General features: G+C 70.2%; 19 protein-coding genes. 12 read left to right on the plus strand and 7 right to left on the minus strand.

Annotation, left to right across the window (positions count from 1 at the left end; all coding sequences use genetic code 11):
* Positions 1-318: 318 nt before the first annotated feature.
* The 6 genes from F8271_RS02365 (at position 319) to mmsB (ending at position 10,011) form a co-directional block, all read left to right on the plus strand.
* On the plus strand, positions 319-2,415 hold the full coding sequence (locus F8271_RS02365) for a family 43 glycosylhydrolase (protein WP_151487939.1): 2,097 nt from the start codon (positions 319-321) through the stop codon (positions 2,413-2,415).
* Positions 2,416-2,829: 414 nt separating this feature from the next.
* Positions 2,830-3,816, plus strand: a complete 987-nt coding sequence (locus F8271_RS02370) for a LacI family DNA-binding transcriptional regulator (protein WP_225854119.1) — start codon at positions 2,830-2,832, stop codon at positions 3,814-3,816.
* A 225-nt stretch (positions 3,817-4,041) separates the two neighbouring features.
* Positions 4,042-5,688 carry a ricin-type beta-trefoil lectin domain protein gene (locus tag F8271_RS02375; RefSeq protein ID WP_151487941.1) on the plus strand — a complete coding sequence of 549 codons (1,647 nt, stop codon included), beginning with the start codon at positions 4,042-4,044 and terminating at the stop codon, positions 5,686-5,688.
* A 314-nt stretch (positions 5,689-6,002) separates the two neighbouring features.
* Entirely contained in the window at positions 6,003-7,145 is a 1,143-nt protein-coding gene (gene chvE, locus F8271_RS02380; protein WP_151487942.1) for a multiple monosaccharide ABC transporter substrate-binding protein, read from the plus strand.
* Between the two features lie 80 nt (positions 7,146-7,225).
* A complete protein-coding gene (gene mmsA / locus F8271_RS02385) occupies positions 7,226-8,764 on the plus strand; it encodes a multiple monosaccharide ABC transporter ATP-binding protein (RefSeq protein ID WP_151487943.1) in 1,539 nt (512 codons plus the stop codon).
* Positions 8,761-10,011, plus strand: coding sequence for a multiple monosaccharide ABC transporter permease (mmsB, locus tag F8271_RS02390; RefSeq protein WP_151487944.1), 1,251 nt, complete (start codon positions 8,761-8,763; stop codon positions 10,009-10,011). The genes mmsA and mmsB overlap by 4 nt, the downstream gene beginning before the upstream one ends.
* 161 nt (positions 10,012-10,172) lie before the next feature.
* Here mmsB and F8271_RS02395 read toward each other — a convergent pair whose 3' ends face one another.
* Positions 10,173-11,552, minus strand: a complete 1,380-nt coding sequence (locus tag F8271_RS02395) for a DNRLRE domain-containing protein (protein ID WP_151487945.1) — start codon at positions 11,550-11,552, stop codon at positions 10,173-10,175.
* A 221-nt stretch (positions 11,553-11,773) separates the two neighbouring features.
* On the opposite strand from F8271_RS02395, the gene F8271_RS02400 reads away from it, so the two are divergent.
* The 5 genes from F8271_RS02400 to F8271_RS02415 all read left to right on the plus strand — a co-directional run bounded on the left by F8271_RS02400 (position 11,774) and on the right by F8271_RS02415 (position 16,626).
* Positions 11,774-13,048 carry an MFS transporter gene (locus F8271_RS02400; protein ID WP_305069463.1) on the plus strand — a complete coding sequence of 425 codons (1,275 nt, stop codon included), beginning with the start codon at positions 11,774-11,776 and terminating at the stop codon, positions 13,046-13,048.
* Entirely contained in the window at positions 13,045-14,028 is a 984-nt protein-coding gene (locus F8271_RS02405) for a PD40 domain-containing protein (RefSeq protein ID WP_151487947.1), read from the plus strand. The genes F8271_RS02400 and F8271_RS02405 overlap by 4 nt, the downstream gene beginning before the upstream one ends.
* 102 nt (positions 14,029-14,130) lie before the next feature.
* Complete coding sequence (locus tag F8271_RS02410) at positions 14,131-14,955, plus strand: alkaline phosphatase (protein ID WP_225854121.1); 825 nt, start codon at positions 14,131-14,133, stop codon at positions 14,953-14,955.
* Entirely contained in the window at positions 14,882-15,295 is a 414-nt protein-coding gene (locus F8271_RS32905) for an alkaline phosphatase D family protein (protein WP_225854122.1), read from the plus strand. Before F8271_RS02410 ends, F8271_RS32905 begins: the two co-directional genes overlap by 74 nt.
* A 14-nt stretch (positions 15,296-15,309) precedes the next feature.
* On the plus strand, positions 15,310-16,626 hold the full coding sequence (locus F8271_RS02415) for a hypothetical protein (RefSeq protein ID WP_151487948.1): 1,317 nt from the start codon (positions 15,310-15,312) through the stop codon (positions 16,624-16,626).
* A 154-nt stretch (positions 16,627-16,780) separates the two neighbouring features.
* On the opposite strand, the gene F8271_RS02420 is transcribed toward F8271_RS02415, so the two are convergent.
* From F8271_RS02420 to F8271_RS02430, 3 genes are read right to left on the minus strand one after another with little or no spacing between them, the layout of a single operon-like run.
* Positions 16,781-17,347 carry a TetR/AcrR family transcriptional regulator gene (locus F8271_RS02420; protein WP_151487949.1) on the minus strand — a complete coding sequence of 189 codons (567 nt, stop codon included), beginning with the start codon at positions 17,345-17,347 and terminating at the stop codon, positions 16,781-16,783.
* A gap of 51 nt (positions 17,348-17,398) precedes the next feature.
* Positions 17,399-18,064: a hypothetical protein gene (locus F8271_RS02425; protein ID WP_151487950.1), complete on the minus strand. Its 666-nt coding sequence runs from the start codon at positions 18,062-18,064 to the stop codon at positions 17,399-17,401.
* 28 nt (positions 18,065-18,092) lie between these two features.
* On the minus strand, positions 18,093-20,495 hold the full coding sequence (locus tag F8271_RS02430; RefSeq protein ID WP_151487951.1) for a PEP/pyruvate-binding domain-containing protein: 2,403 nt from the start codon (positions 20,493-20,495) through the stop codon (positions 18,093-18,095).
* Between F8271_RS02430 and F8271_RS32910 the strand changes: the two genes are divergently transcribed.
* A complete protein-coding gene (locus F8271_RS32910; protein ID WP_225854123.1) occupies positions 20,458-20,727 on the plus strand; it encodes a DUF2188 domain-containing protein in 270 nt (89 codons plus the stop codon). The two genes, F8271_RS02430 and F8271_RS32910, sit on opposite strands and share 38 nt — an antisense overlap.
* Positions 20,728-20,811: 84 nt before the next feature.
* Here the strand turns inward: F8271_RS32910 and F8271_RS02440 are convergent, their stop codons facing one another.
* The 3 genes from F8271_RS02440 to F8271_RS34060 form a co-directional block, all read right to left on the minus strand.
* Positions 20,812-21,834 carry a DUF4331 family protein gene (locus tag F8271_RS02440; protein WP_151487952.1) on the minus strand — a complete coding sequence of 341 codons (1,023 nt, stop codon included), beginning with the start codon at positions 21,832-21,834 and terminating at the stop codon, positions 20,812-20,814.
* 180 nt (positions 21,835-22,014) lie between these two features.
* Positions 22,015-22,530 (minus strand): ricin-type beta-trefoil lectin domain protein, encoded by a 516-nt coding sequence (locus F8271_RS34055; RefSeq protein ID WP_370461842.1) that lies wholly within the window; start codon positions 22,528-22,530, stop codon positions 22,015-22,017.
* Positions 22,527-23,258, minus strand: a 732-nt coding sequence (locus F8271_RS34060; protein WP_370461843.1) for a family 16 glycosylhydrolase, incomplete at its 5' end; no start/stop codon positions are given. The genes F8271_RS34055 and F8271_RS34060, both read right to left, overlap by 4 nt.

Here is a 23,258-nt window from a genome sequence, read left to right on the forward strand (position 1 = left end):
TTGGCAGCTGAGCGACCCGACACGCCGCGCACCGCGCTGCCGAGGTGCCACAGATCGTCGCGCCGATCCCGTGTGGCCAGCCCAGGCGCTGCCGGATGTTTCGGCTTGACTACGGTCATGTTATCGATAACATTAAACATCTATCGAGTTCGATGCTTCCGTCAAGCAGGTCTGGTCCACGCCTTCCCGTCGAGGTCGGCTGGCCCCAGCGGCCTGGCGAGAAGGCTGTTAGCGATCACATTGACGGTCCATTGAGTCGACCGGCGATGCGGATGCCGGCCCGGAACGTCCGGCACCTCAGGCCAGCGAAGGAGGATCATGTTTTCCATCGGTCGGGTTCCCCGGGGCGCGCCACGCCGGCGCGGGTGGATGTCGCGACTCGTGGTCGCCGCGATGGCGGTGGTGGTCGGCGGCGCGGCCGCGGCCGTCGCCCCGTCGCCCGCGTCGGCCGCGACGGTGGACACCAGTGCCTGGTACGTGCTGGTGAACCGCAACAGCGGCAAGGCGCTGGACGTCTACAACCAGGCGACGAACGACGGCGCGCGCATCACCCAGTGGGCGCGCAACGACGGCGCCTGGCAGCAGTGGCAGTTCGTGGACTCCGGTGGGGGCAACTACCGGCTCAGGTCGCGCCACTCGGGCAAGGTGCTCGACGTCTACAACTTCTCGACCGCCAACGGCGCGTCGATCGTGCAGTGGGCCGACGGCAACGGGACCAACCAGCAGTTCCGGCTGGCCGACTCGGCCGGCGGCTACGTCCGGTTGATCAACCGGAACAGCAACAGGGTGATGGAGGTGCAGGGCGCCTCGACCGCCGACGGCGGCAACATCGTGCAGTACGACGACTGGGGCGGCACCAACCAGCAGTGGCAACTCGTGCAGGTCGGCGGGACCACCCCGCCGCCGTCGGGCGGCACGCCGTACTCGAATCCGGTCGTCTGGCAGGACTTCGCCGACGTCGACATCATCCGGGTGGACAACGCCTACTACCTGTCGGCGTCCACCATGCACTACTCGCCGGGCGCGCCGGTGCTGCGCTCATACGACCTGGTGAACTGGGAGTTCGCCGGGCACTCCGTACCCCGGCTCGAGTTCGGGTCGAAGTACGACATGAGTGGCGGTAACGCGTACGTCGACGGGATCTGGGCGTCGACGCTGAACTACCGGCCGAGCAACCGGACGTACTACTGGGCCGGGTGCATCGACTTCGCGCAGACCCACATCTACACCGCGTCCGCCGTCGACGGCACGTGGAGCAAGCACACCACCATCCCCAACTGCTACTACGACGCCGGGATGCTGATCGACGACAACGACACCATGTACGTGGCATACGGCAACGGCACCATCAGCGTCGCGCAGCTGTCCGCCGACGGGAAGTCGCAGGTCCGCGCCCAGCAGGTGTACCAGACGCCGTCGAGCATCGGGACGCTGGAGGGCACCCGGTTCTACAAGCGCAACGGCGCCTACTACATCTGGCTCACCCGGCCGGCCAACGGCCAGTACGTGCTGAAGTCGACGAACGGCCCCTTTGGCCCGTACGAGCAGCGTCAGGTGCTGCTCAACCTGCCCGGCCCGATCTCCGGTGGCGGCGTGCCACACCAGGGTGGACTGGTGCAGACCCAGAACGGCGACTGGTACTACATGGCCTTCGTCGACGCGTACCCCGGTGGTCGGATGCCGGCCATGGCCCCGATCACCTGGACCGGCGACGGCTGGCCCGTGCTGCAGACCGTCAACGGGGCGTGGGGCAGCTCCTACCCGCGACCGAACCTGCCCGCGGCACCGCGGGCGGTGAAACCGCTCACCGGCACCGACACGTTCGCCGGCGCCACCCTCGGCCCGCAGTGGGAGTGGAACCACAACCCGGACAACAGCCGGTGGTCGGTCAACAACGGGCTGAACCTGCAGACCGCCACCGTCACCGGCGACCTGTACGCCGCGCGCAACACGTTGACGCACCGGATCCAGGGCCCCACCTCCACCGCCACCATCGAGCTGGACTACTCCACCATGCGCGACGGTGACCGCACCGGCCTGGCGGTGCTGCGCAACTCGTCCGCCTGGATCGGGGTCCGGCGCGACAACGGCTCGACGAGGCTGGTCATGCAGAACGGCCTCACGATGGACGGCAACTGGAACACCACCAGCACCGGCAGCGAGGTGGCGAGCACCGCCGTCTCCGGTGGCCGGATCTGGTTGCGGGCCAACGCCGACATCAGACCCGGGTCCGGTCGGCAGGCCCGCTTCTCGTACAGCACCGACGGCGTGAACTTCACCTCGTTCGGCAACGCCCTGACCCTCGCCAACAACTGGCAGTTCTTCATGGGCTACCGGTTCGCCATCTTCAACCACGCCACGCAGGCGCTCGGTGGCGCGGTCACGGTGCGCCGATTCGATCTCACGACACCGTGACACCAGTCACAGGACGACCGGTGGACCGGTGGTGGGCCTGACCGCGTACCCGCCCGGCAGGTGAAGCCCACGTCACCGCGACGTACCGCCGCCGGCCTGCTCCATGCCCTGTCCCCGGGGCGTGCGGCGGGCCGGCGGTCGCGTCCGGCGGGCGCCGCACGCCGGATCCCGTGTGCCCGCTTGAGGAGTACGCCGCGAAAGCGTCGCGGATGTTCCCTTCGCGCCGCACGCCGCGCCGCTGTCGGGGGCCGTGGCTGGCGTAGACTGTCGGCGATCCAGCGCTGGTCACCTGGGATTCAGCACCAACGTGGTGGCTGAGCGAGGGGATCGGGCCGGGCCGCTCCAGTCGACGTCGGCGGGGCCGCGGGCCGGAGATGTAGCGGGGGGAGTGAAATGGCCGTCCACGGTCCCGCGATGACGGACGTTGCTCGTCTCGCCGGTGTCTCCCATCAGACGGTGTCGCGGGTGCTCAACGGGCACCCCAACGTCCGCGAGCAGACCCGGCTGCGGGTGCGGGCGGCGATCGCCGAGCTCGGCTACCGCCCGAACGGCGCGGCACGCGCGCTGGTGACCGGCCGGTCGCAGGTCATCGGTGTGGTCGCACAGAACACGACCCTCTACGGTCCGGCGTCACTGCTGGCCGCGTTGGAGCAGACGGCCGCGGAGGAGGGTTTCGCGGTCAGCGTGGGCAGCGTCCGTAACCTGGACCACCGTTCCATCTCGGCGGCCGTCGAGCGGCACCTGTCGCACCGGGTCGCCGGGATCGTGGTCATCGCGCCGGTCGAGTCGGCCGGTGAGGCGCTGGAACGCCTGCCGCAGGACGTCCCGCTGGTGACGGTCGACGGTGACCCGAGCCGGCCGGTGCCACTGGTGACGGTCGATCAGGTGGCGGGCGCCCGGGCGGCGACGCAGCATCTGCTCGACGCGGGGCATCGCACCGTCTGGCACGTCTCCGGGCCGTCGGACTGGTTCGACAGCGTCGGCCGCATCGACGGCTGGCGGGAGGCGCTGCTGGCCGCGGGGACGGATCCGCCGCCGCTGATGCCGGGGGACTGGTCCGCGGCGTCGGGTTACCGGTGCGGGCAGATGTTGGCGCGGATGCCGGAGGTCACCGCGGTCTTCACCGCCAACGACCACCTCGCGCTGGGCGTGCTGCGGGCGTTGCACGAGTTCGGCCGACGTGTGCCGGACGACATCAGCGTGGTCGGCTTCGACGACGTGCCCGAGGCCGCGTACTTCATCCCGCCGTTGACCACCGTTCGACCGGACTTCGACGCGGTGGCGCGGGCGAGTCTGCAAATGCTGCTGGCCCAGATCGAGTCGGGCACCGGCGGCGCGTTGCGGCAGAGCGTCGCCCCGACCCTGGTCTCCCGGGACAGCGTCGCCCCGCCACGCCGCTGACCGACCGATCCGGGTCAATTCATCATGCCGTGACGTCGATCGATAACTGATCGCGCCCAGAAAATGACGTTCGCCGATTCGTCCAGGCGTAACTATTGAACGAGCGGAAATCCCCCCGTAACATGATGGCCGTCACTGTTAGCGTTAACAACATTGGTGCCCAGCTATCGGTCCACGGGTCAGCGATCCTCGTCGTGAGGCGGGCGCCACCGACAAGGAGGCTCGATGAACCGCATCGCCCGAGGTCGTCGTTGGGGAAGCGTACTGGCGGCCGGACTGCTGCTGGCCGGCGCCCTGGTCGGCCTCCGCGCCCCCGCGGCGCAGGCGTTGGAGAACGGGGTGGCCCGCACGCCCCCGATGGGCTGGAATTCGTGGAACTCGTTCGGCTGCAACATCAACGAGGGGCTGATCCGGCAGACAGCGGACGCGATCGTCAGCGGCGGAATGCGCGACCTGGGTTACCAGTACGTGGTGGTCGACGACTGCTGGTTCAACCCGAACCGGGACGCGTCCGGCAACATCCAGGGCGACCCCGGCCGGTTCCCCAGCGGGATGAAGGCGCTCGGCGACTACCTGCACGCCCGGGGCCTGAAGTTCGGCCTCTACCAGGTGCCGGTCGACAAGACCTGCGCGCAGTACTTCGGCTCCTACCCCGGCGCCACCGGCAGCCGGGGTCACGAGGTGCAGGACGCCCGCCAGTTCGCCGCCTGGGGTGTCGACTTCCTCAAGTACGACTGGTGCTCGCCGGAGGGCAGCATCACCGACCAGGTGACCACCTTCGCCAAGATGCGCGACGCGCTGGCCGCCACCGGCCGGCCGATCGTCTACAGCATCAACCCCAACAGCATCCACGCGAAGACCGGCCCACAGCGCAACTGGGGCGACGTGGCGAACATGTGGCGTACCACCGAGGACATCACCAACGCGTGGGACACCGGCCAGACCAACGGCTATCCGATGGGCATCCAGAACATCATCAACGTGACCGTTCCGCTGGCGTCGTACGCGAGGCCGGGTGGGTTCAACGACCCGGACATGATGGAGGTCGGTCGCGGTGGCATGAACGACACGGAGATGCGCAGCCACTTCGCGATGTGGGCGATCATGGCCTCGCCGCTGATCGCCGGCAACGACGTGCGGAACATGAACGCCGCGACGCAGACCATCCTCAAGAACGCCAACCTGATCGCGATCAACCAGGACTCGCTCGGGTTGCAGGCGACGCAGGTGTCGTTCGACGGCACGCGTCGGGTGCTGGCCAAGCGTCTCGCCAACGGTGACGTCGCGGTCGCCCTGTTCAACCAGGGCGGCTCGACGACGACGATCTCGACGACGGCCGCCGCCATCGGCAAGTCGGGCACGTCGTTCACGCTGGTGGACGCCTGGACCGGTGGCACCAGCTCCAGCGGCGGGGCCATCAGTGCCAGCGTCCCCGCGCACGGCACGGTGGTGTTCCGGGTCAGTGGGGGCGGCACGACGACCCCGCCGCCGACCACGTCGAGCGCGCTCGTCAGCGCCGCCTCCGGCCGCTGCCTGGACGTGCCGAACAGCAACACGAGCAACGGCACCCAGCCGGTGATCTGGGACTGCAACGGCGCCCCCAACCAGAGCTGGACCGTGAACGGGCAGACCCTGCAGTCCCTCGGCAAGTGCCTGGACGCGCCCCTCAACGCCACGGCCGGCGCCAAGGTGCAGCTCTGGGACTGCAACGGTGGGGCCAACCAGCGGTGGACCCTGAACGCCAGCGGCACGATCAGCGGCGCGCAGTCCGGGCTCTGCCTGGACGTCAACAACAACGGCACGGCCAACGGCACCACGGTGATCCTCTGGACCTGCACCGCGGCGGCGAACCAGCGGTGGTCGCAGCGGTAGCCGATCGGCTCCGCCGCCCGACCGGCCCGCGGCGGGCCACCTGAACCGCCGGCAGTGCGGGTGCCCGCGGACGACGATCGTCGTCCGCGGGCATCGGTCTGCGCCCGACGCCCGCCCGACGCCGGTGCAGCGCCGCGACCTGCGCATCGGGCGGATCGGTCCGCCGGCGACGCGTGCGCGGGCGCCTCCGTTACGAGACCGTGACACCGGTATTTCGGATGAGGTGTTGACGTGCCCTATGTGAGCGCTAACACTACCCGAAAGGTGACAGTTGGCCCCGGCACTCGACGGGGGAGTCCAGAGAGGAGAGGCCCGTGGGCAGGAGATTCCTGGTTGCTCTCGGCAGCGCGGTGCTGGCGCTAAGCCTGGCGGCATGCAGTGGCGAGGGTGCGGGCGGCAGTGGGGACAAGAGCGGGGACAAGCCCGGCGACCTGACCATCGGCGTCTCGATGCCGACCCAGACCTCCGAGCGCTGGATCGCCGACGGCAACGCGGTCAAGCAGAAGCTCGAGGCCAAGGGCTACAAGGTCGAGCTCCAGTACGCCGGCGACGACATCCCCACCCAGTCGCAGCAGGTCGACCAGATGATCACCCAGGGCGCGGACGTCCTGGTCATCGCCGCGATCGACGGCACCGCCCTCAACAGCCAGTTGCAGGCCGCCGCCGCCGCGAAGATCCCGGTCATCTCGTACGACCGGCTGATCCGCGGCAGCAAGGACGTCGACTTCTACGTCAGCTTCGACAACTACAAGGTCGGCGTCGCCCAGGGCACCGCGCTGCTCGTCGGCCTCGGCCTGCTGAACAAGGACGGCTCGAAGGGCACGGCGAAGGGCCCGTTCAACGTCGAGCTGTTCGCGGGCTCGCTGGACGACAACAACACGCAGTACTTCTTCGGCGGCGCGATGGACACGCTGAAGCCGTTCATCGACAACGGCACGCTGATCGTGAAGTCCAAGCAGACCACCCCCGAGCAGGTGGCCATCCTGCGGTGGCAGCAGGAGACCGCGCAGAAGCGGATGGAGAACCTGCTCACCTCCAGCTACAACGACGGCTCGAAGGTCGACGGCGTGCTGTCGCCGTACGACGGCATCTCCCGCGGCATCATCACCGCCCTGCAGAACGCCGGCTACGGCAGCGGCGCGAAGAAGCTCCCGGTGGTGACCGGCCAGGACGCCGAGATCGCGTCGATCAAGCTGATCAACGACGGGGTGCAGAACTCCACGGTCTTCAAGGACACCCGCCTGCTCGCCGAGCAGGCCGTGAACGCCGCCGAGGCGTTCCTGCAGAAGAAGCAGCCGCAGGCCAACGACACGCAGACGTACAACAACGGCGTCAAGGTCGTCCCGGCGTACCTGCTGCCGATCGCGACCGTCTACAAGGACGACATCAAGGCTACGCTGATCGACTCCGGCTACTGGACGGCGGAAGAGGTCGCCGCCGGTCAGGCCAAGAAGTAGACCACCCGTCGGGCTCGGCGGGTGACCGCCGAGCCCGACGCCGTGGCGTACCACGTCCGACCTGACAGAGGACAGTGACCATGGACGACACCATCCTCGAGATGCGCCGCATCACGAAGACCTTCCCCGGGGTGACCGCGCTGGAGGATGTCACCCTCTCGGTACGCCGGGGAGAGATCCACGCCATCTGCGGTGAGAACGGCGCCGGCAAGTCCACCCTGATGAAGGTGCTCTCCGGCGTGCACCCCACCGGCTCGTACGACGGGGAGATCCTGTTCGACGGCAAACCGGTGCAGTTCCGTGGCATCCGCGACAGCGAGGCCAACGGCATCGTCATCATCCACCAGGAGCTGGCCCTGGTGCCGTACCTGTCGATCGCGGAGAACATCTTCCTCGGCAACGAGCGGCGCGGTCGCGGCGGGCTGATCGACTGGAACCGGGCCAACGCCGAGGCGGCGCAGCTGCTGGAGTCCGTCGGGCTGCACGAGAACCCGGTCACCCCGGTCATCCAGCTCGGCGTGGGCAAGCAGCAGCTGGTGGAGATCGCCAAGGCGCTGTCGAAGAAGGTGCGCCTGCTCATCCTGGACGAGCCCACCGCCGCCCTCAACGACATCGACTCGGCCCACCTGCTCGACCTGTTGCGGGCCCTCCGGGACCAGGGCATCACCTGCATCATGATCTCGCACAAGCTCAACGAGATCACCGCCATCGCCGACTCGACCACCGTCATCCGGGACGGGCACACGGTGGAGACGCTCGACATGTTGGCCGACGAGGTGACCCAGCAGCGGATCATTCGGGGCATGGTCGGACGGGACATCGACAGCTTCTACCCCGACCGGGAGTCGTCCCCCGGCGAGGAGGTCCTGCGGATCGAGGACTGGACGGTACGCCACCCCGTCCAGGACCGGATGGTCGTCGAGGGCGTCGGCTTGTCCGTCCGCGCCGGTGAGGTCGTCGGCATCGCCGGTCTGATGGGGGCCGGTCGCACCGAGCTGGCGATGAGCGTGTTCGGCCGGTCGTACGGGCGGGACATCAGCGGCCGGCTCTTCGTACGCGGGCGGGAGGTGCACGCGCGCACGGTCGCGGAGGCGATCGACAACGGCATCGCGTACGTCACCGAGGACCGCAAGCGCTACGGCCTCAACCTCATCGACGACGTCCGCCGCAACGTCTCGGCCGCCGCGTTGGACCGGTTGTCCCGGCTCGGTTGGGTGAACGGCAACGAGGAGATCAAGGTCGCCGAGTCGAGCCGGCGGGAGATGAACATCAGGACCACCAGCGTCATGGCGGTGGTCGGCAAGCTGTCCGGCGGCAACCAGCAGAAGGTCGTGCTGTCGAAATGGCTGTTCACCGACCCGGACGTGCTGATCCTGGACGAACCGACGCGCGGGATCGACGTCGGTGCCAAGTACGAGATTTACACCATCATCAATCGGCTGGTGGCCGCCGGCAAGGCGGTGATCGTCATCTCCTCGGAGCTGCCGGAGCTGCTCGGGATGTGCGACCGCATCTACACCCTCGCCGCCGGCCGGATCACCGGTGAGATGCCGGTGGGCGAGGCGACCCAGGAGAGCCTCATGGAGCTGATGACCAAGGACAAGGAGCTCGTCGGATGACCAGCATCAAGACCCCCTCGACGGAGCGCCCGACGCCCTCGGACAGCACACCCGCCGCCGCCCTGCACACCGGGACGAGTGACCTGCGGGCGTTGGTGTTGAACAACCTGCGGCAGAGCGGGATCTACGTCGCCCTGGTCGTCATCGTCGCGCTCTTCGCGCTCCTGACCGACGGTGTGTTGCTGAGCCCCGGCAACATCACCAACATCGTTCTGCAGTACTCGTACATCCTAGTCCTCGCGATCGGGATGGTCATCCTGATCATCGGCGGGCACATCGACCTGTCGGTGGGATCGGTGGTCGCGCTGACCGGGGCGGTCTCCGCCGTCCTGGTGATCCAGCAGGGGCACCCGTGGTGGATCGGCGTCGTCGCCGCCCTGGTCGTCGGCGTGGCGGTGGGCGCGTGGCACGGGTTCTGGGTCGCGTACGCCGGCATCCCGGCCTTCATCGTCACCCTGGCCGGCATGCTGCTGTTCCGGGGCCTCACCCTGCAGGTGCTCGACAACATCTCGCTGTCGCCGTTCCCGGCCGAATACCAGAAGGTCGCCGCGGGCTTCCTCAACGGACTGCTCGGCGGTAACGGCTTCGACGCCTTCACGCTGCTGATCGGCGCCCTCGCGGTGGCCGGCTACGCGGTGAGCGGCTTCCGCACCCGCGTCGCGCGCATCCGCTACCAGCAGCCCGTGGAGTCGTTCCCGCTGTTCGTCGCCCGGGTCGTCGCGGTCGGCGCGGTCATCATGTACTTCGCCTGGCAGTTGGCGCACGCCCGCGGTCTGCCGATCGTGCTGATCATCCTGGCGGCCCTGGTGCTGGTCTACGGCCTGCTCACCCGGCGGACCGTCTTCGGTCGGCAGGTCTACGCGATCGGTGGCAATCTGTCGGCGGCGGCGCTGTCCGGCGTGAAGGTGCGCACCGTCAACTTCTGGATGTTCGTCAACATGGGCTTCCTGGCGGCGGTGGCGGGTGTCATCTACTCGTCGCGGTCCAACGGCGCGCAGCCGGCCGCTGGCAACATGTTCGAGCTCGACGCGATCGCCGCGGCGTTCATCGGCGGCGCGGCGGTCACCGGTGGCGTGGGCACCGTGGTCGGCGCGATGGTCGGTGGTCTGATCATGGCGGTGATGAGCAACGGCATGCAGCTGATGGGCGTCGACCAGTCGACCCAGTCGGTGGTCAAGGGCCTCGTGCTGCTCGTCGCCGTCGCCTTCGACGTCTACAACAAGCGCCGCGCCGGCTCGGCCCGCTGACCCGCGTCCCACGCAGGTGGCCCCTGACCCGCTCTGCGGTCAGGGGCCACGTGCCGTTCAGAGCCCGACTCCGCGATCGTGCACTGTGTGTCGACGATCCGCACCTTGTGCGGCATAAGTCGGGGCAGGAAGTGCACGATCGGCGGGGTGGGGGTGGGGGGTTAGTGGCAGGTGGTGGTGCCGCTGTCGTTGTAGGTTTGGCCGGCTACCGGCACGAACTGCCAGTCGTAGCTGTTGGAGTGCAGGGTGAACTTCAGGACACCCCACGCTGAGCTGTTGCGCGCCTCGCTGTTGGGCTGGATGGTGCCGAAGCCGTAGTGGCCGGCACCGCCCATCCCGGCGACGAAGCTCCGCAGCCCCCGGCTGGCGTCGGCGCCACCGGACGGGTTCATCGGCCCGAACCGCTCGTACACGTGGTTGTGCCCCCACACCACGACGTCGGCGTTGTAGTCGTAGAGCGCCTGGTACAGCGGGCGCGTCGACGTCGACGGCGCGTGGTTGGAGCTGGACGTGAACAGCGGGTGGTGCCAGTACGCCAGCGTGCACGGCTTGCTGCTGGCGGCCAGGTCCGCGCGCAGCCACTGCTCCTGCGTCGAGCCGGCCGACATGCTGATGTTCGAGTTCAGCGACACGATGTGCCAGTTGCCGAGGTCGAACGAGTAGTAGCCGCGACCGCTCGGGCCCGCGGACGTACCGAAGTAGGTGTAGTAGCCGGTCGCGCCCGACGTGTTGTAGTCGTGGTTGCCCGGCGACGGGCGGGTACGGGACTTGTGCCGACCCCAGGTGGGCTCGTAGTAGCTGGCGAACTGCGACGTGGTGCCACTGTCGTAGACGTTGTCGCCGGTGGTGAAGACCGTGCCGGAGATGCCGTCGAGCAGCGCCGCGGTGGCGCTGTCGCCCGAGCCGGAGTCGGCGATGTCGCCCGCACCGACGAAGACCGGGTCGCCGGACGGGGGCGGCGTCGTGGTGCCGGTGGCGACCACCAGTTGCGGCGCGTCGGCGCCACTCTCCCGCGTGTCGAAGTACGCGCCGTCACCGCTGGTCGAGGTCGCACCGAAACTGAACGTGCCGTTGCCGGTGACCGCGGCCGTGACGTCCAGCTCGTACCAGCTGTTGGCGCCGACCGCGCCGATCGAGCCGAGCGTGGCGCCGTCGATGCTCGGCTGGTTGCTCCACGTGGTGCCGGTCTCCGACCAGGTCGTGTTGGACATCCGCCGGAACGTGCCACCGGCATCGCTGCCGTCGTTGCCGCTGATCGTGCGCAGCCGCAGCTTGGCGCTGGTCACCGTGCCGCTGACGCCGCTGACCGTGAAGCGCAGGAACGAGCGTCGCACCGGCGAGTTGTCGACCACGATCTGGGTGGACGTGCCGTAGTTGGTGGACGCGGTGTCGCTCTGGACGTAGGTGTCGGCGACCGGCGTGAACGTCACGCTCGCCGCCGACGCCGCGCCCGCTCCGGCGACGACGACGGCGGCCGTCGCGGCGAGCACCACCGCGACCACCCCCAGTGTCACCGACGGGCGGGGAAATCGAATGTCCATCCAGGACTCCTTCGTTGCGGGTTGAGGCGCAAGGAATGTAGGGAGGTCGATGGGCCGGCGGGCCACGCGCGGATGAACAAAGCGTCCGGACAGGCGAACACCTCGATGTTCGTGGGCCGTTCATGCACCTCATGCCTGGCTGCCACGCGCGGTCTGTTGTGTCCCGTCGGACTGGTTCAGCACGATGGCTGACCGTCAGCCGTCGATCCGAGGAGATGCGCGTGTACCTGTCGACCGTCTCCCGACCGGTCACCGGTCCGCCGGGGCCGCGACGCCGACGGTTCGCCATGGTCAGCGGCAACGTGGTGGCACTCGGCACGGTCAGCCTGATCACCGACGTCTCCGCCGAGATGGTGGCGGCCGTCCTTCCGCTCTACCTGGTGCTGGGTCTGCAACTCAGCCCGGTGGCCTTCGGCGTGCTCGACGGCGTCCACACCGGCGCGACGGCGCTGCTGCGGGTCGTCGGCGGTTTCGTCGCCGACCGGTTCCGGCGGCGCAAGCTGGTCGCCGGCGCCGGCTACGCGCTCTCGACGGTCGCCAAGCTCGGCCTGCTGCTCGCCGGTCGGTCGGTGCCGGCGATCGGCGCGGTCATCGCCGTCGACCGGCTCGGCAAGGGCATCCGCAGCGCGCCCCGCGACGCGCTGATCACCCTGTCCACCCCGCCCGAGGCGCTCGGGCGCGCGTTCGGGGTGCACCGGGCCATGGACAGCGTCGGCGCGTTCCTCGGGCCGCTCGCCGCGTTCGCGGTGCTGCTGGCCGTCGGGCAGTCGTACGACGCGGTCTTCGTCACCAGCTTCTGCGTCGCCGCCCTGGCTGTCGTGGTGCTCGTGCTGTTCGTCCGGGAACGCCCCGACGGCGAGCCGGCCGACGGGCCGGACGAGCCCCGGGTCTCCGTCCGCGAGGCGTTCGGGCTGCTGCGCGGCCGGCCGGCCCGCCGGATCGTGCTGGCGGCGGCGCTGCTGGGGCTGGGCACCATCGGCGACGGCTTCGTCTACCTGCTGCTGCAACGCCGGGAGGATCTCGGCCTGCGGTGGTTTCCGCTGCTCGCGGTCGGCACCAGCCTCGCCTACCTGCTGCTCGCCGCCCCGCTCGGTGTGCTCGCCGACCGGATCGGCCGGCTCCCGGTCGTGGTGGGCGGATACCTGGCCCTCGGTGCGACGTACCTGCTGCTGTCCGGCCCGGTGCACGGCTGGCCGGTCCTCGCGCTGACGCTGGCGCTGTACGGCACGTTCTACGCGTGCACCGACGGAGTGCTCATCGCGCTCGCCGGGCCGGTGCTGCCGGCACGGCTGCGGACCACCGGGATCGCGCTCGTCCAGACCGGGCAGGCGCTGGCGTACCTCGTCTCGTCGGTCCTGTTCGGCCTCGCCTGGCAGGCGTGGGGGCCGCAGAACGCGACCCGGGCGGCGGCCCTCGCGGTCGCCGTCGTTCTCGTCGGCACGCTGCTCCTGCTGGCTCCCCCGTTCCGTTCCGTGCCCCGGAGGGTGTCCCGATGACCGCGATGTCGACCCGAGCGAAGATCGCCGTGGTGACCGCCTCGGCGGTGCTGCTGGGTGCCGTGGCGGCCGGCTACGCCGCCACGGCGGCGGAGCCGACCCGCACGCCGCCGCCCGCCGCGGGCGACCGGGCGGTCACCCTCACGCCGGGTCCGCGACTGCTCGCGATCACCGACCGGTACGTCTCCGCCGTCGCCGCGACCGACCCGTCCGGGCCGCGCACCGTGTCCGGACTGGAATGCCTACGGGTGTACGCCGCGGCCGGCACCGGTGTCTGCCTGCGGCCGGAGAACGCCTGGTCGTACCAGGTCGTCGTGCTCGACTCCGCGCTGCGTCCGACACGCACCCTGAGCGTGCCGGGCCTGCCGAACCGGGCCCGTGTATCGGCGTCCGGGCGGATGGTCTCCTGGACGACGTTCGTCGGCGGCGACTCCTACACCGCGAGTGGCTTCTCCACCCGTACCGGAATCCTCGACACCGTGACCGGCGCGACGGTGACCTCCCTTGAGGAGTTCGCGGTCACCCGCGACGGTCGACGCCACCGCAGCCCGGACGTCAACTACTGGGGCGTCACCTTCACCGCCGACGACAACCGCTTCTACGCGACCATGTCGACGCAGGGCCGGCGGTATCTCGTCCGGGGCGACCTCGCCGCCCGGACGGTCGAGACGGTGCGGGAGAACGTCGAGTGCCCGTCGCTGTCACCCGACGGCACCCGGATGGCCTTCAAGGAGGCCGTCGACGCGACCCCGGCGAAGGGCTGGCGGTTGTCCGTCCTCGACCTGGCGACCATGCGGGTGACCGCGACGGCCGAGACGACCAGCGTCGACGACCAGGCCGCCTGGCTCGACGACGCGACGCTTGCCTACACGCTGCGCGCGGACGACGGCCGGCCGGACGTGTGGAGCGTCCCGGCCGACGGGTCCGGCGCGCCGAAGCTGCTGATCCCCGGCGCGGAGTCCCCGTCCCCGCTCACCTGAGGGTCAGGACACCTGACCCGCCTTGGCGCGGACAACATCCCGTCATGTCGGATTCCGCGGCGCACCCATCGCCGTTCATCGACGTTCCCGAGGGTATTGACCATGACAAGGCTGAGCCGTCGCATTTTCGTCCTCAGTGGACTGGTTGCCACCGGCGTCGCGGTGACACCCCGCCAGGGTGCCCGAGCCGCCGCGGTGCCGTACCCCTTCAAACTCGGTGTGGCGTCCGGTGATCCGGCGCCCGACAGCGTGGTCCTCTGGACCCGGCTGGCACCGTCACCGCTCAACGCCGACGGACAGGGCGGCATGGCCAACGCCGACGTGACCGTCGAGTGGCAGGTGTCCACCACCGACCGGTTCACCTCGCTGGTCGCCTCCGGCTCGGTGGTGGCCCGCTACGCCGACGCGCACTCGGTGCACGTGATCGCGGGCGGGCTCGCCGCCGACTCCGACTACTTCTACCGGTTCCGCGCCCAGGGCCAGATCTCCCCGGTCGGGCGGACGCGGACCGCCCCGGCACCGAGCAGCTTCGGCCGCGACCTGGTCATGGCCTTCGCCTCCTGCGCCCACTACGAGGCCGGCTACTACACCGCCTACCGGCGGATGGCCGAGGAGAACCCGGGGCTGATCCTGCACCTGGGCGACTACATCTACGAGGGCGGCGTCGGCACCTCGGCCGTACGCCAGCACGTCGGCGCCGAGATCGTGTCGCTGGCCGACTACCGCCGCCGGTACGCGCTCTACAAGTCTGACCCGGACCTGCAGGCGGCCCATGCGGCGGCACCCTGGCTGGTCGTGCCGGACGACCACGAGGTGGAGAACAACTACGCGAACATGGAACGGGGCGTCGAGCATGGACGCGTGGGACGGCTACCGCGCCTCCCGCAGCCGGATCCAGACCGGCTGGCAGCAGCGTGGGGTGCGTAACCCGCTGGTGCTCACCGGCGACGTGCACCGGTCGTGGGCCAACGATCTCAAGGCCGACTACGCCAACCCGTCCTCGGCCACCATCGGCACCGAGCTGGTCTGCACCTCGATCAGTTCGACCGGCAACGGCAGCGGCAGCACCACCGTCCCGAACGCGGCGGCCAACCCGCACCTGAAGTTCTACTCCGACCGGCGCGGCTACGTCCGTACCACGATCAGCCGCAGCCAGGTCCGCGCGGACTTCCGCGCGGTGAACACGGTGACCGAGCACGGCGCGGCGGCGTCCACGGTGCGGTCGTTCGTCATCCTCGACGGCCAGCCCGGCCTGCAGGCCGGGTAGAAGGAGAGCCACCCATGACCGCACTCACGTCACTGCTCGCCGCGTCCCTGCTCGTCCCGAACGTGGTGCCGGCCCCGATCGCCGTCACCGCCGAGGCGATCACCTGGACCACGGCGAACAGCGTCGCCACCGGCGACCAGGATCTGCCCGCCATCGCCATGAACCGCAACGGTCACGTCGCGGTGGTGTGGGAGGACGACCGGGACAGCACCGCCCCGGCGGACGACACCCACACCGAGGTCTACCTGCGCCTGTTCCGCGACGGCACGCCCAGCTACGAGCTGAAGCTGTCCACCGGAGGCACCAGCGGAGCCGCGTGGCGGCACATCAGCCCCGACGTGGGGCTCGACGACAAGGGCAACGCCGTGGTGGTCTGGGCCGCCGACGGCGACGGCAACGGCGTCTACAACATCCAGTACCGGGTGGTGTCGCCCACCGGCACGGTGCTCGGCTCGGGGCAGGCCAACGCCTCCGACGCGGGGCAGCAGATCTGGCCGAAGGTGGCGGTCGACCCGGACGGCGCGCCCACCAACGCCGCCGCGGTCGGCTTCACCGTGGTCTGGGAGGACGTGCAGGGCACCGCTCCCGCCACCATCAAGGCCGCCGGCTTCACCGCCGCGACCACCAAGGGGTACGAGGTGACGGCCTCGCAGACGACCGGCGCGCACCACCGCCCCGACGTGGCGGTGTCGGCGTCCGGCGAGGCGCTGGTGGTGTGGGACGAGGACGCCGACGCGAACGGCTCGTACAACATCGGTCTGACCCGGCTGGCCCGGTCCAACGGCGCGGTGGTGCTGTCCCGGCGGACGGCCAACGCGCAGAACGGCGGACAGCAGCAGCGGGCCTCGGTCGCGGCGACCTTCGCCGGTGACTTCACCGTCGGCTGGGAATCCGACCACACCGGCACCCGGGGCGTCTGGGCCCGGTCGTTCACCGCCGCCGGTACCGCCCGGCACGGCGAGGTCCCGGTGTCGACCGGCACCGGGGCCGTCGCGCCCAGCGTCGGCATCGACGACGAGGACAACGTCGTGGTGGGCTGGACGGTGTCCGGCACCAACCCGGACGTCTGGGCGCGGGGCCTCAACCCCGACGGCACGTTCGACGGCCGGCTGGCCGCGCAGGCACTGAGCCAGACCACGACCGGCCGGCAGGAGCACTTCGCCGTCGCCGCGTCCCCGTGGGGCGAGGTGAGCCTCTGCTACACCGACGACAACGACGGTAACGCCTTCGACCAGGTGCTCCTCGGCCTCGGGGCGACGAACTCCACCTGGCTCATCTCCGCCGACGAGCTGCGCCGCCGCAAGGCGCGGGCGGGCTTGACGACCCGCTGAGCGGGCGTGATCCACTCGGTTCGGTGAAGTCGCGGTGTCCCCGGCAGCGGGACACCGCGACTTCGGCGAAACCGCGATGTGCTCAGCCGATCCGGGTCAGCGGGCCCTGCGACTCCCGCCCCGGCCGGGCGGCAACGCGGTTACCCGCGACCGATCAGCCGAAGAGCAGGTCGAGGTGGGCGTCCAGCGCGCCCAGTGCCTGTTCGGCGGTGTACTGCCCGCCCAGCAGGTAGACGCCCAGCCCCTCCATCAGCGCCAGCAGGCCGGCTGCGGCGGCGGCACCGTGGCCGTCGGGCAGGACGCTGGCAATGAAGCCGGTGAACCGCGCGGTGTCCTCGTGCAGGCCGGGCGCAGCCGACGGTCGTACCGCCGTGTAGGCGAGGAACGCGAGCGCCACCCGCCCGTCGTCGCGGGTGCGGTCGTCGAGCGGCAGCAGCGCGGCGAGCATCGTCCGCAGCAGCAGCCGAGGCGACGGGGTCTCGCCGAGCCGGGCCACCGCCTCGGTGACCCGGATCTGGCTGCGCTCGCGGACCACGCTCAGCGCGAACGTCATCATCTCGTCCTTGGTCCGGAAGTAGTGCTGGACCATCCCGGCGGACACGCCGGCCGCGGCAGCCACGTGTCGGAGGCTGACGGCCTCCAGGCCCTGATCGGCGGCGACCCGCATCAGCGCGTCCGCGATGAGGGTGCGTCGCTCCTGGTGATCGACCTTCTTGGGCATGGCCTCGATCGTTTCACAGTGGGTGACCCGGACACTCCGCCAGCGGCGGCGTCACCGGCTGACGGTGGTGCTCGCGGGGGTGCCCCGCGCGCTGCGCAGCAGGCCGTCCGGGTCGTCGGCGTACAGGCGCAGCTCGTTCATCGGCATGGAGCCGGTCTTCGGCAGGTCGAAGGTCGTCGGCCGGCGCAGCAGGACGTCGATGCTCGTCTGGCTGCCGACCGAGATGGACAGCACCCGACGGTCGCCCTCCTGCTCGACCTGCACCGACCGGCTCGACGGCAGCGACCGGTGGCGCTTGCGCAACGCCTCGACGTCCGTCCACGGGATCCAGATGTCGATGCCCGAGTTGAGCCGCACCCGCAGGCCCCGGTCACCCACGACGTGGGGGTGGATGGTCATGCTGGCGAAGAGGCCCACCATCCAGAGCACACCCCAGACGCCCAGGGCGAGCACGATCCAGCGGGCGGGCCGCCACGGCACGACGTGGGTGACGATGAGGTCGAAGATCGGGATCTCGACGACCGACAGGCCGATGAAGATGCCGAGGATCGGCTTGACCACGCCCAGGTAGCCGAACGGCTCGTCGCCGGGCCCGAGCGGCAGGGGGCGACGCCGCGCCCACACGTACAGGCTGCGCCACATCGCGGCCTCGGTAACGACCACCCGGCGCAGCAGCGGTCCCACGGTCGCCCTGGTCGGCGTCTTCGTGTCGGTCATCGTCGTCCTCGGGGTGGGGGATCGGCGGTCAGTGGACGGTGACGGTTCCGGCGGCGCCGTCGACCGTGACGAGCTGTCCCGTGACGATCGTCCGGGTCGCGTCCGGCACGCAGATGACGGCGGGAATGCCGTACTCCCGGGCCACGGTCGGGCCGTGGGCCATGATCGCGCCGGTCTCGGTGACCAGCGCCGCGGCGGTGAGGAAGAGCGGAGTCCAGCCGGGATCCGTGGTCGCCGCGATCAGGACGTCACCGGGTTCGACGTGGGCGGTGCCCGGGTCGTGGACCACCCGGGCGGGCCCGGTGACCCGGCCCGCGGACGCGCCCACGCCGGTGCGTGTCCCGTCGCCGGGGGGCGCTGCCGGCAGGATGGTCTCGACGTCCGTGCCGTCGGACAGCAAGGCCACCGGCACCGATCGGCGTCGCAGCTCCCGACGGTGCACGGCCCGCCGGGAGGCGACCACGTCGCGATGATCAACCCCTTGGTGTACGGCGGTGTGCACCTCGTCGAGGGTCAGGAACATGACGTCGTCGGCCTGCTCCAGCAGCCCGGAGCCGTGCAGGTCGGCGCCGATGAGCAGCAGCTGCCGACGCGTCTCCCGTAGCGGGTACAGCCCGGCGAACTTGCCGGCCTCGCGAAGGCCGGCCAACGAGCGGGCCCGGCGCAGCAGGAACCCGGCGATCCGGCCGCGCACCGGCCGCCGCCGGCGCACCCGCGTCACCAGCTCCTCCAGCGCCGTCTCCGCCGCCGCGGCGGCACGGTGGAAGCGCTGGTCGGGGCCCTGCGCCGGATCGGTGACGCGCAGGTAGTTGGCGAGCGCCGCGAAGACCGGTGTCGGATCCTCGGCCCACCGTGGCACGCCGAGGTCGACCTCCGCGACGCCCCGATGGCCGTACGCGTCCAGGAAGGCGGCCAGGCCGATGTCGGGTAGCGTTCCGCCCAGGTACCGCGTGGTCAGCTCGTCCGGTGGGGTGTCGAGCAGGAGTTGACGGTGTTCACCCACGCCCTGGGCGAGCCGCCACAGGGCCAGATCCATCTCGATGGTGACGTTGTGCGGCATCCCGGCCAGCACGGCGTGGATCTCGTCCGGCCCGGCGACACCCTTGAGCAGCGCGGCCGGCAGCGCGGCGGCGAGCATCCCGGCGACGATCGGCCACATGATCGCGTCGGCGCTGTCGTCGGCGTCGCGCGCCTGCACGAAGCGCAGACGGTCGGCGGCGGTCCGCAGGTCGTCGGGGGGCATGGACCGTACCCTGATCTGCTCGACCGCCTCGACCATCGAGATCCGTGCCGTCTCGGGCCGGGCCAGTGCGCGCACGATCCCCACCACCGCGCGACCGGCCGTGCGGAGCGACGCCGCCCCCTGCGCGGCGCCGCGCCCGGTGCCGCCGCCGGTCGGGGCGAACCGCGGGTCCGCCAGGACGTGCCGCATCACCGCCTGCGCCCGGGGGCCGAAGTCGACGGCCATGAGCTTGACCAGTCGCCTGCGCGACGACCTGCTCCGGGCCAGGTCGGTCAGGTCCCCGTAGAGGCGGCCACCGATGTCGACGATCTCGACCCGGACGCCGAGCGAGGCGAGCATCGCCGTGATCTGCGCCCGCAGGGTCGCCATGCCCATCGGGGTGACCGGTTGCAGCATGCCCTGGACGTGGCCGAACTCCAGGTAGACGCGGGGGAGGGGCCCGTCGGTGGCCGGCGGGAGGGGGAACAGAGTGGTGATCGGCCGCGACTGCAGCAACCAGAGCACGTCGTCCGCGTCGATCGCCCACTCCACGTCCTGCGGGCAGCCGAAGTGATCCTGCAACCGCTCACCGGTGGTACGCAGTCGCGCCAGGTGGGCGGGGCTCAGGCATCCCGTGTCGTCGCGCGCGACGCCGTCGAGGACGTAGTGGTCCACTCTCGTCGCGCCGTCCACCACGGCGGTGCCGAGACCCGGCGCGGCGTCGACCGCCATCTCGTCGCGGCGGCCGGTCACCGGGTTGGCGGTGAACAGCACCCCCGCCACGGTGGGCGTGACCATGCGTTGCACGACGACCGCCATCCACACCTCGTCCTGGTCGATCTGACGGGCGTCGCGGTACGCGGTCGCGCGGTCGGCGCGCAGCGAGGCCCAGCACTTTCCGATCGCGGCGATCAGCTCCGCGCCGCCCGTGACGTTGAGGACGGTGTCCTGCTGTCCGGCGAAGCTCGCGTCCGGCAGGTCCTCGGCGGTGGCGCTGGAGCGCACCGCCACCGGGCCCGCCCCGAGCCGCTGGTACGCGGCGAGGATCTCCGCCTCGGGGATGACGCCGAGCCGGTGGGCGTCGGCGGTGACGCAGAAGCCTTCGGGGACGCGTTCGCCGCGCCGGATCAACTCGCCCAGGCCGGCCGCCTTGCCGCCAACCAGGTCGATCATGTCGGTGGTCGCCTCGGACAACGCGATCACGTGCATCTGGGCGCCCCTCTCAACGCAATGCGAGTGCATTGCATCCACCGTAGCGCTTTCACGATGCAACTGCAATGTCAACGGATGTGGCCGCCACTCCAAGGCCGACGCGCAGGCGCAGGGTCGCGAGATGGCAGCCGACCGGGGCGTCGAGCACGTGATCAAGAAGCAGGACGGCACGATCGGGGAGAAGAACACCTACCCGCGCAGCCGCGACCCGCGAGACATCGAGGGCTGACCGCCCCCGGTCCCCTCCGACTGACCTCGTCGGCGTGCCCGGCGAGGTCAGTCACGTTTCGCGAGCCAATCAGGCCGGCATGACTCAGGCCGGCACGACGTAGGGGAAGGTGTCCGCGCGGGCGGCCTTCGTGACCTGCGGGTTGAGGCCGGAGGTCGTGCCGGTGTTGAGGACCAGGGAGAACATCACCTCCGGCGCGTTGTCCGCCATGGTGCGGCCGTTGCGGACCGCGAAGCCGTAGTTCGCGGGGGTGCCGACCGTGTACGACAGCACGTCGGGGTAGAGCTGCTGGGCGACGCTGCGACCGTACGCCTGGGGGTCGGGTGCGGTGCCCATCGCCGCGACGACCCCGGCGACGGCGTTGGCGATCTCCTCGCCGTCCTCGGCGAGGTCCTGACCGGGGTGCCGGACATTGGCCGGGTTGGAGAAGTCCGTGTCGTGGGGCCAGAAAATGGGCCACATCATGGGGTGACCCGCGCGGTTGATCTGCCGCCATCCACCGGCGTCGGTGGCCAGCAGGGTGCGACACCAGACGCCGATCTCGGTACCGGCGCGCAGCAGCGGCTCGTCATGGGAGACCTCGAAGACGATGGACTCGACGGTGGTGCCGGCGAAGCTGTTGCTGGCCTGGTCGATCCGCCACTTCGACCGATCCACCTGCGCGCCGTTCGTGACCGCGCCGTTGATGGTCGCGAGCTGGTCGAGATCGACATAGAACGGGTCGGTGATCCGGCCCGCCCAGATCCGGACGTTCTGCCCGATGGTCACCTCGCCGGTCCTGCCCTGCGCGATCGGAGTGCCCATGGCGGCGTCGTCACGGGCGTCGGCGCCGGCGAGTTCGTACAGCTGGAAGGTCTGCCTGGCGTCGCCGTCCGGCTCGCCGAAGGCGAAGCGGTAGGTCAGCTCCTCCATCCCCGCGCCGTTGAAGTGAATCTTGAACTCGTAGCGGGCCTCGGCGTGGAATCCGCGCTTGATGTCGGCCTTCGTCACTGAGCTGTTGACGTCCATGACGAACACGGTGGCGCGGTCGCCGTCGAAGACATACAGGTCGTCGATGAAGAGCTGCCCGCTCTGGGCGGCGAGGGGCGTGTCGAGGTGATGCGACATGGACGTGCTCCCGAGACAGCTGAGTTACTTGGACTAATCCGAACATAGCGGGCATGAGTGCGTCGCCTGCCGCATCGCCCGAATCCGATCCACCCGCCTGCCTCGCGACGAAGGACGGCATGGGGAAACGGTCGGGCCGCCCGATTTCTTCTCGGACGGCCCGGCCGCTCGCTGGCCTCGTCAGAAGCGGGACCACTTCTGGTTGGATGCGCCGAGGCAGTCCCACAGGTGCAGCTTGCCGCCGTTGTTGGGGTTGGCCTCCCGCACGTCCACGCACTTGTTGGCGCTGAGGTTGACCAGATCGCCCGCGCTGTTGAGGGTGAAGCGCTGGGCCGGATTGCCGTTGCAACTGACCAGGTTGACCTCGGTGCCGTTGGCGGTGCCGGCCCAGGCCGGATCCATGCACTTGCCCATCGCCCGCACGGTCCCGTCGGAGGCGAAGGTCCACGCCTGCGCCGCGGTGGTGTTGCAGTCCCAGATCTGGAGCTTGGCACCCTCCACCGGGTTGGCGCTCGGGATGTCGATGCAGCGCCCGCTCTGTGCTCCCCTGATCCTGCTGGTGCCGGGGGCCGGGTCGCCTCCGCCGGACGTGTAACTGGACACCCGCACGTAGTTGACGAGCATCTGCTGTGGGAACTGGGTGGAGCCGTCCGGGTAGCCGGGCCAGTTGCCGCCGACCGCCACGTTGAGGATCATGAAGAACGGGTGGTCGAAGACCCACCGGTTGCCGCCGAGTCGGGCGGGTCGACCCGGTGGTACTGCACCCCGTCCAGGTACCAGGTGATCGCGTTCGGCTCCCAGTCCACCCGGTAGGTGTGGAAACCGTCGGCGAGCGGACCGCCGAGGGTGCGGCTGCCGGTGATGCCGCCGCCGCCGGAGTAGCCGGGGCCGTGCACCGTGCCGTAGACGGTGTTGGGTTCCCGGCCGATGTTCTCCATGACGTCGATCTCGCCGGCGTCGGGCCAGCCGCCACCGGTGCCGAGCATCCAGAACGCCGGCCAGATGCCCTGACCGCGTGGAATCTTGATGTTGGCCTCGAAGCGACCGTACGTCTGGGTGAAGGTCGCCGCCGTCAGCAGCCGGGCCGAGGTGTACTCGCAGCGCCCGTAGTGGCACTGGTAGTTGGCGGGGTTTTCCCGGCGGGCGGTGATGACGAGGTTGCCCTGGCCGTCGTGCACGGCGTTGCTCGTGCTGTTGGTGTAGTACTGCCGCTCGTTGTTGCCCCAGCCGCTGCCGCCGATGTCGAAGCGCCACTTGCTCTGATCGACGGGTGTGCCGGCTGGGGCGTTGAACTCGTCCTGCCAGGTGATCGGCCCGATGGCGGCCTCGGCGCGGTCGGACTGCGCCGGGACGATCAGGGCGGCGGCGGTGGTGACGAGGGCGACCGCCGCGAGGACGAAGGGTCGGAGGCGGGGTGCGGGGCG

The sequence above is a fragment of the Micromonospora sp. ALFpr18c genome (assembly GCF_008868155.1).
In the GTDB taxonomy this organism is placed as follows: Bacteria; Actinomycetota; Actinomycetes; order Mycobacteriales; family Micromonosporaceae; genus Micromonospora.

What these genes read in the sequence shown, in the direction of transcription:
- mmsB (WP_151487944.1), top strand. Translation starts at nt 8,761, where the DNA reads ATGACCAGCATCAAGACCCCCTCGACGGAGCGCCCGACGCCCTCGGAC.
- F8271_RS02410 (WP_225854121.1), top strand. Translation starts at nt 14,131, where the DNA reads ATGACAAGGCTGAGCCGTCGCATTTTCGTCCTCAGTGGACTGGTTGCC.
- F8271_RS02395 (WP_151487945.1), bottom strand. Translation starts at nt 11,552, where the DNA reads ATGGACATTCGATTTCCCCGCCCGTCGGTGACACTGGGGGTGGTCGCG.
- F8271_RS02370 (WP_225854119.1), top strand. Translation starts at nt 2,830, where the DNA reads ATGACGGACGTTGCTCGTCTCGCCGGTGTCTCCCATCAGACGGTGTCG.
- F8271_RS02440 (WP_151487952.1), bottom strand. Translation starts at nt 21,834, where the DNA reads ATGTCGCATCACCTCGACACGCCCCTCGCCGCCCAGAGCGGGCAGCTC.
- F8271_RS02420 (WP_151487949.1), bottom strand. Translation starts at nt 17,347, where the DNA reads ATGCCCAAGAAGGTCGATCACCAGGAGCGACGCACCCTCATCGCGGAC.
- F8271_RS34055 (WP_370461842.1), bottom strand. Translation starts at nt 22,530, where the DNA reads ATGATCCTCAACGTGGCGGTCGGCGGCAACTGGCCCGGCTACCCGGAC.
- F8271_RS02430 (WP_151487951.1), bottom strand. Translation starts at nt 20,495, where the DNA reads ATGCACGTGATCGCGTTGTCCGAGGCGACCACCGACATGATCGACCTG.
- F8271_RS02415 (WP_151487948.1), top strand. Translation starts at nt 15,310, where the DNA reads ATGACCGCACTCACGTCACTGCTCGCCGCGTCCCTGCTCGTCCCGAAC.
- F8271_RS02365 (WP_151487939.1), top strand. Translation starts at nt 319, where the DNA reads ATGTTTTCCATCGGTCGGGTTCCCCGGGGCGCGCCACGCCGGCGCGGG.
- F8271_RS32905 (WP_225854122.1), top strand. Translation starts at nt 14,882, where the DNA reads ATGGACGCGTGGGACGGCTACCGCGCCTCCCGCAGCCGGATCCAGACC.
- F8271_RS32910 (WP_225854123.1), top strand. Translation starts at nt 20,458, where the DNA reads ATGTCGGTGGTCGCCTCGGACAACGCGATCACGTGCATCTGGGCGCCC.
- mmsA (WP_151487943.1), top strand. Translation starts at nt 7,226, where the DNA reads ATGGACGACACCATCCTCGAGATGCGCCGCATCACGAAGACCTTCCCC.
- F8271_RS02375 (WP_151487941.1), top strand. Translation starts at nt 4,042, where the DNA reads ATGAACCGCATCGCCCGAGGTCGTCGTTGGGGAAGCGTACTGGCGGCC.
- F8271_RS02405 (WP_151487947.1), top strand. Translation starts at nt 13,045, where the DNA reads ATGACCGCGATGTCGACCCGAGCGAAGATCGCCGTGGTGACCGCCTCG.
- F8271_RS02425 (WP_151487950.1), bottom strand. Translation starts at nt 18,064, where the DNA reads ATGACCGACACGAAGACGCCGACCAGGGCGACCGTGGGACCGCTGCTG.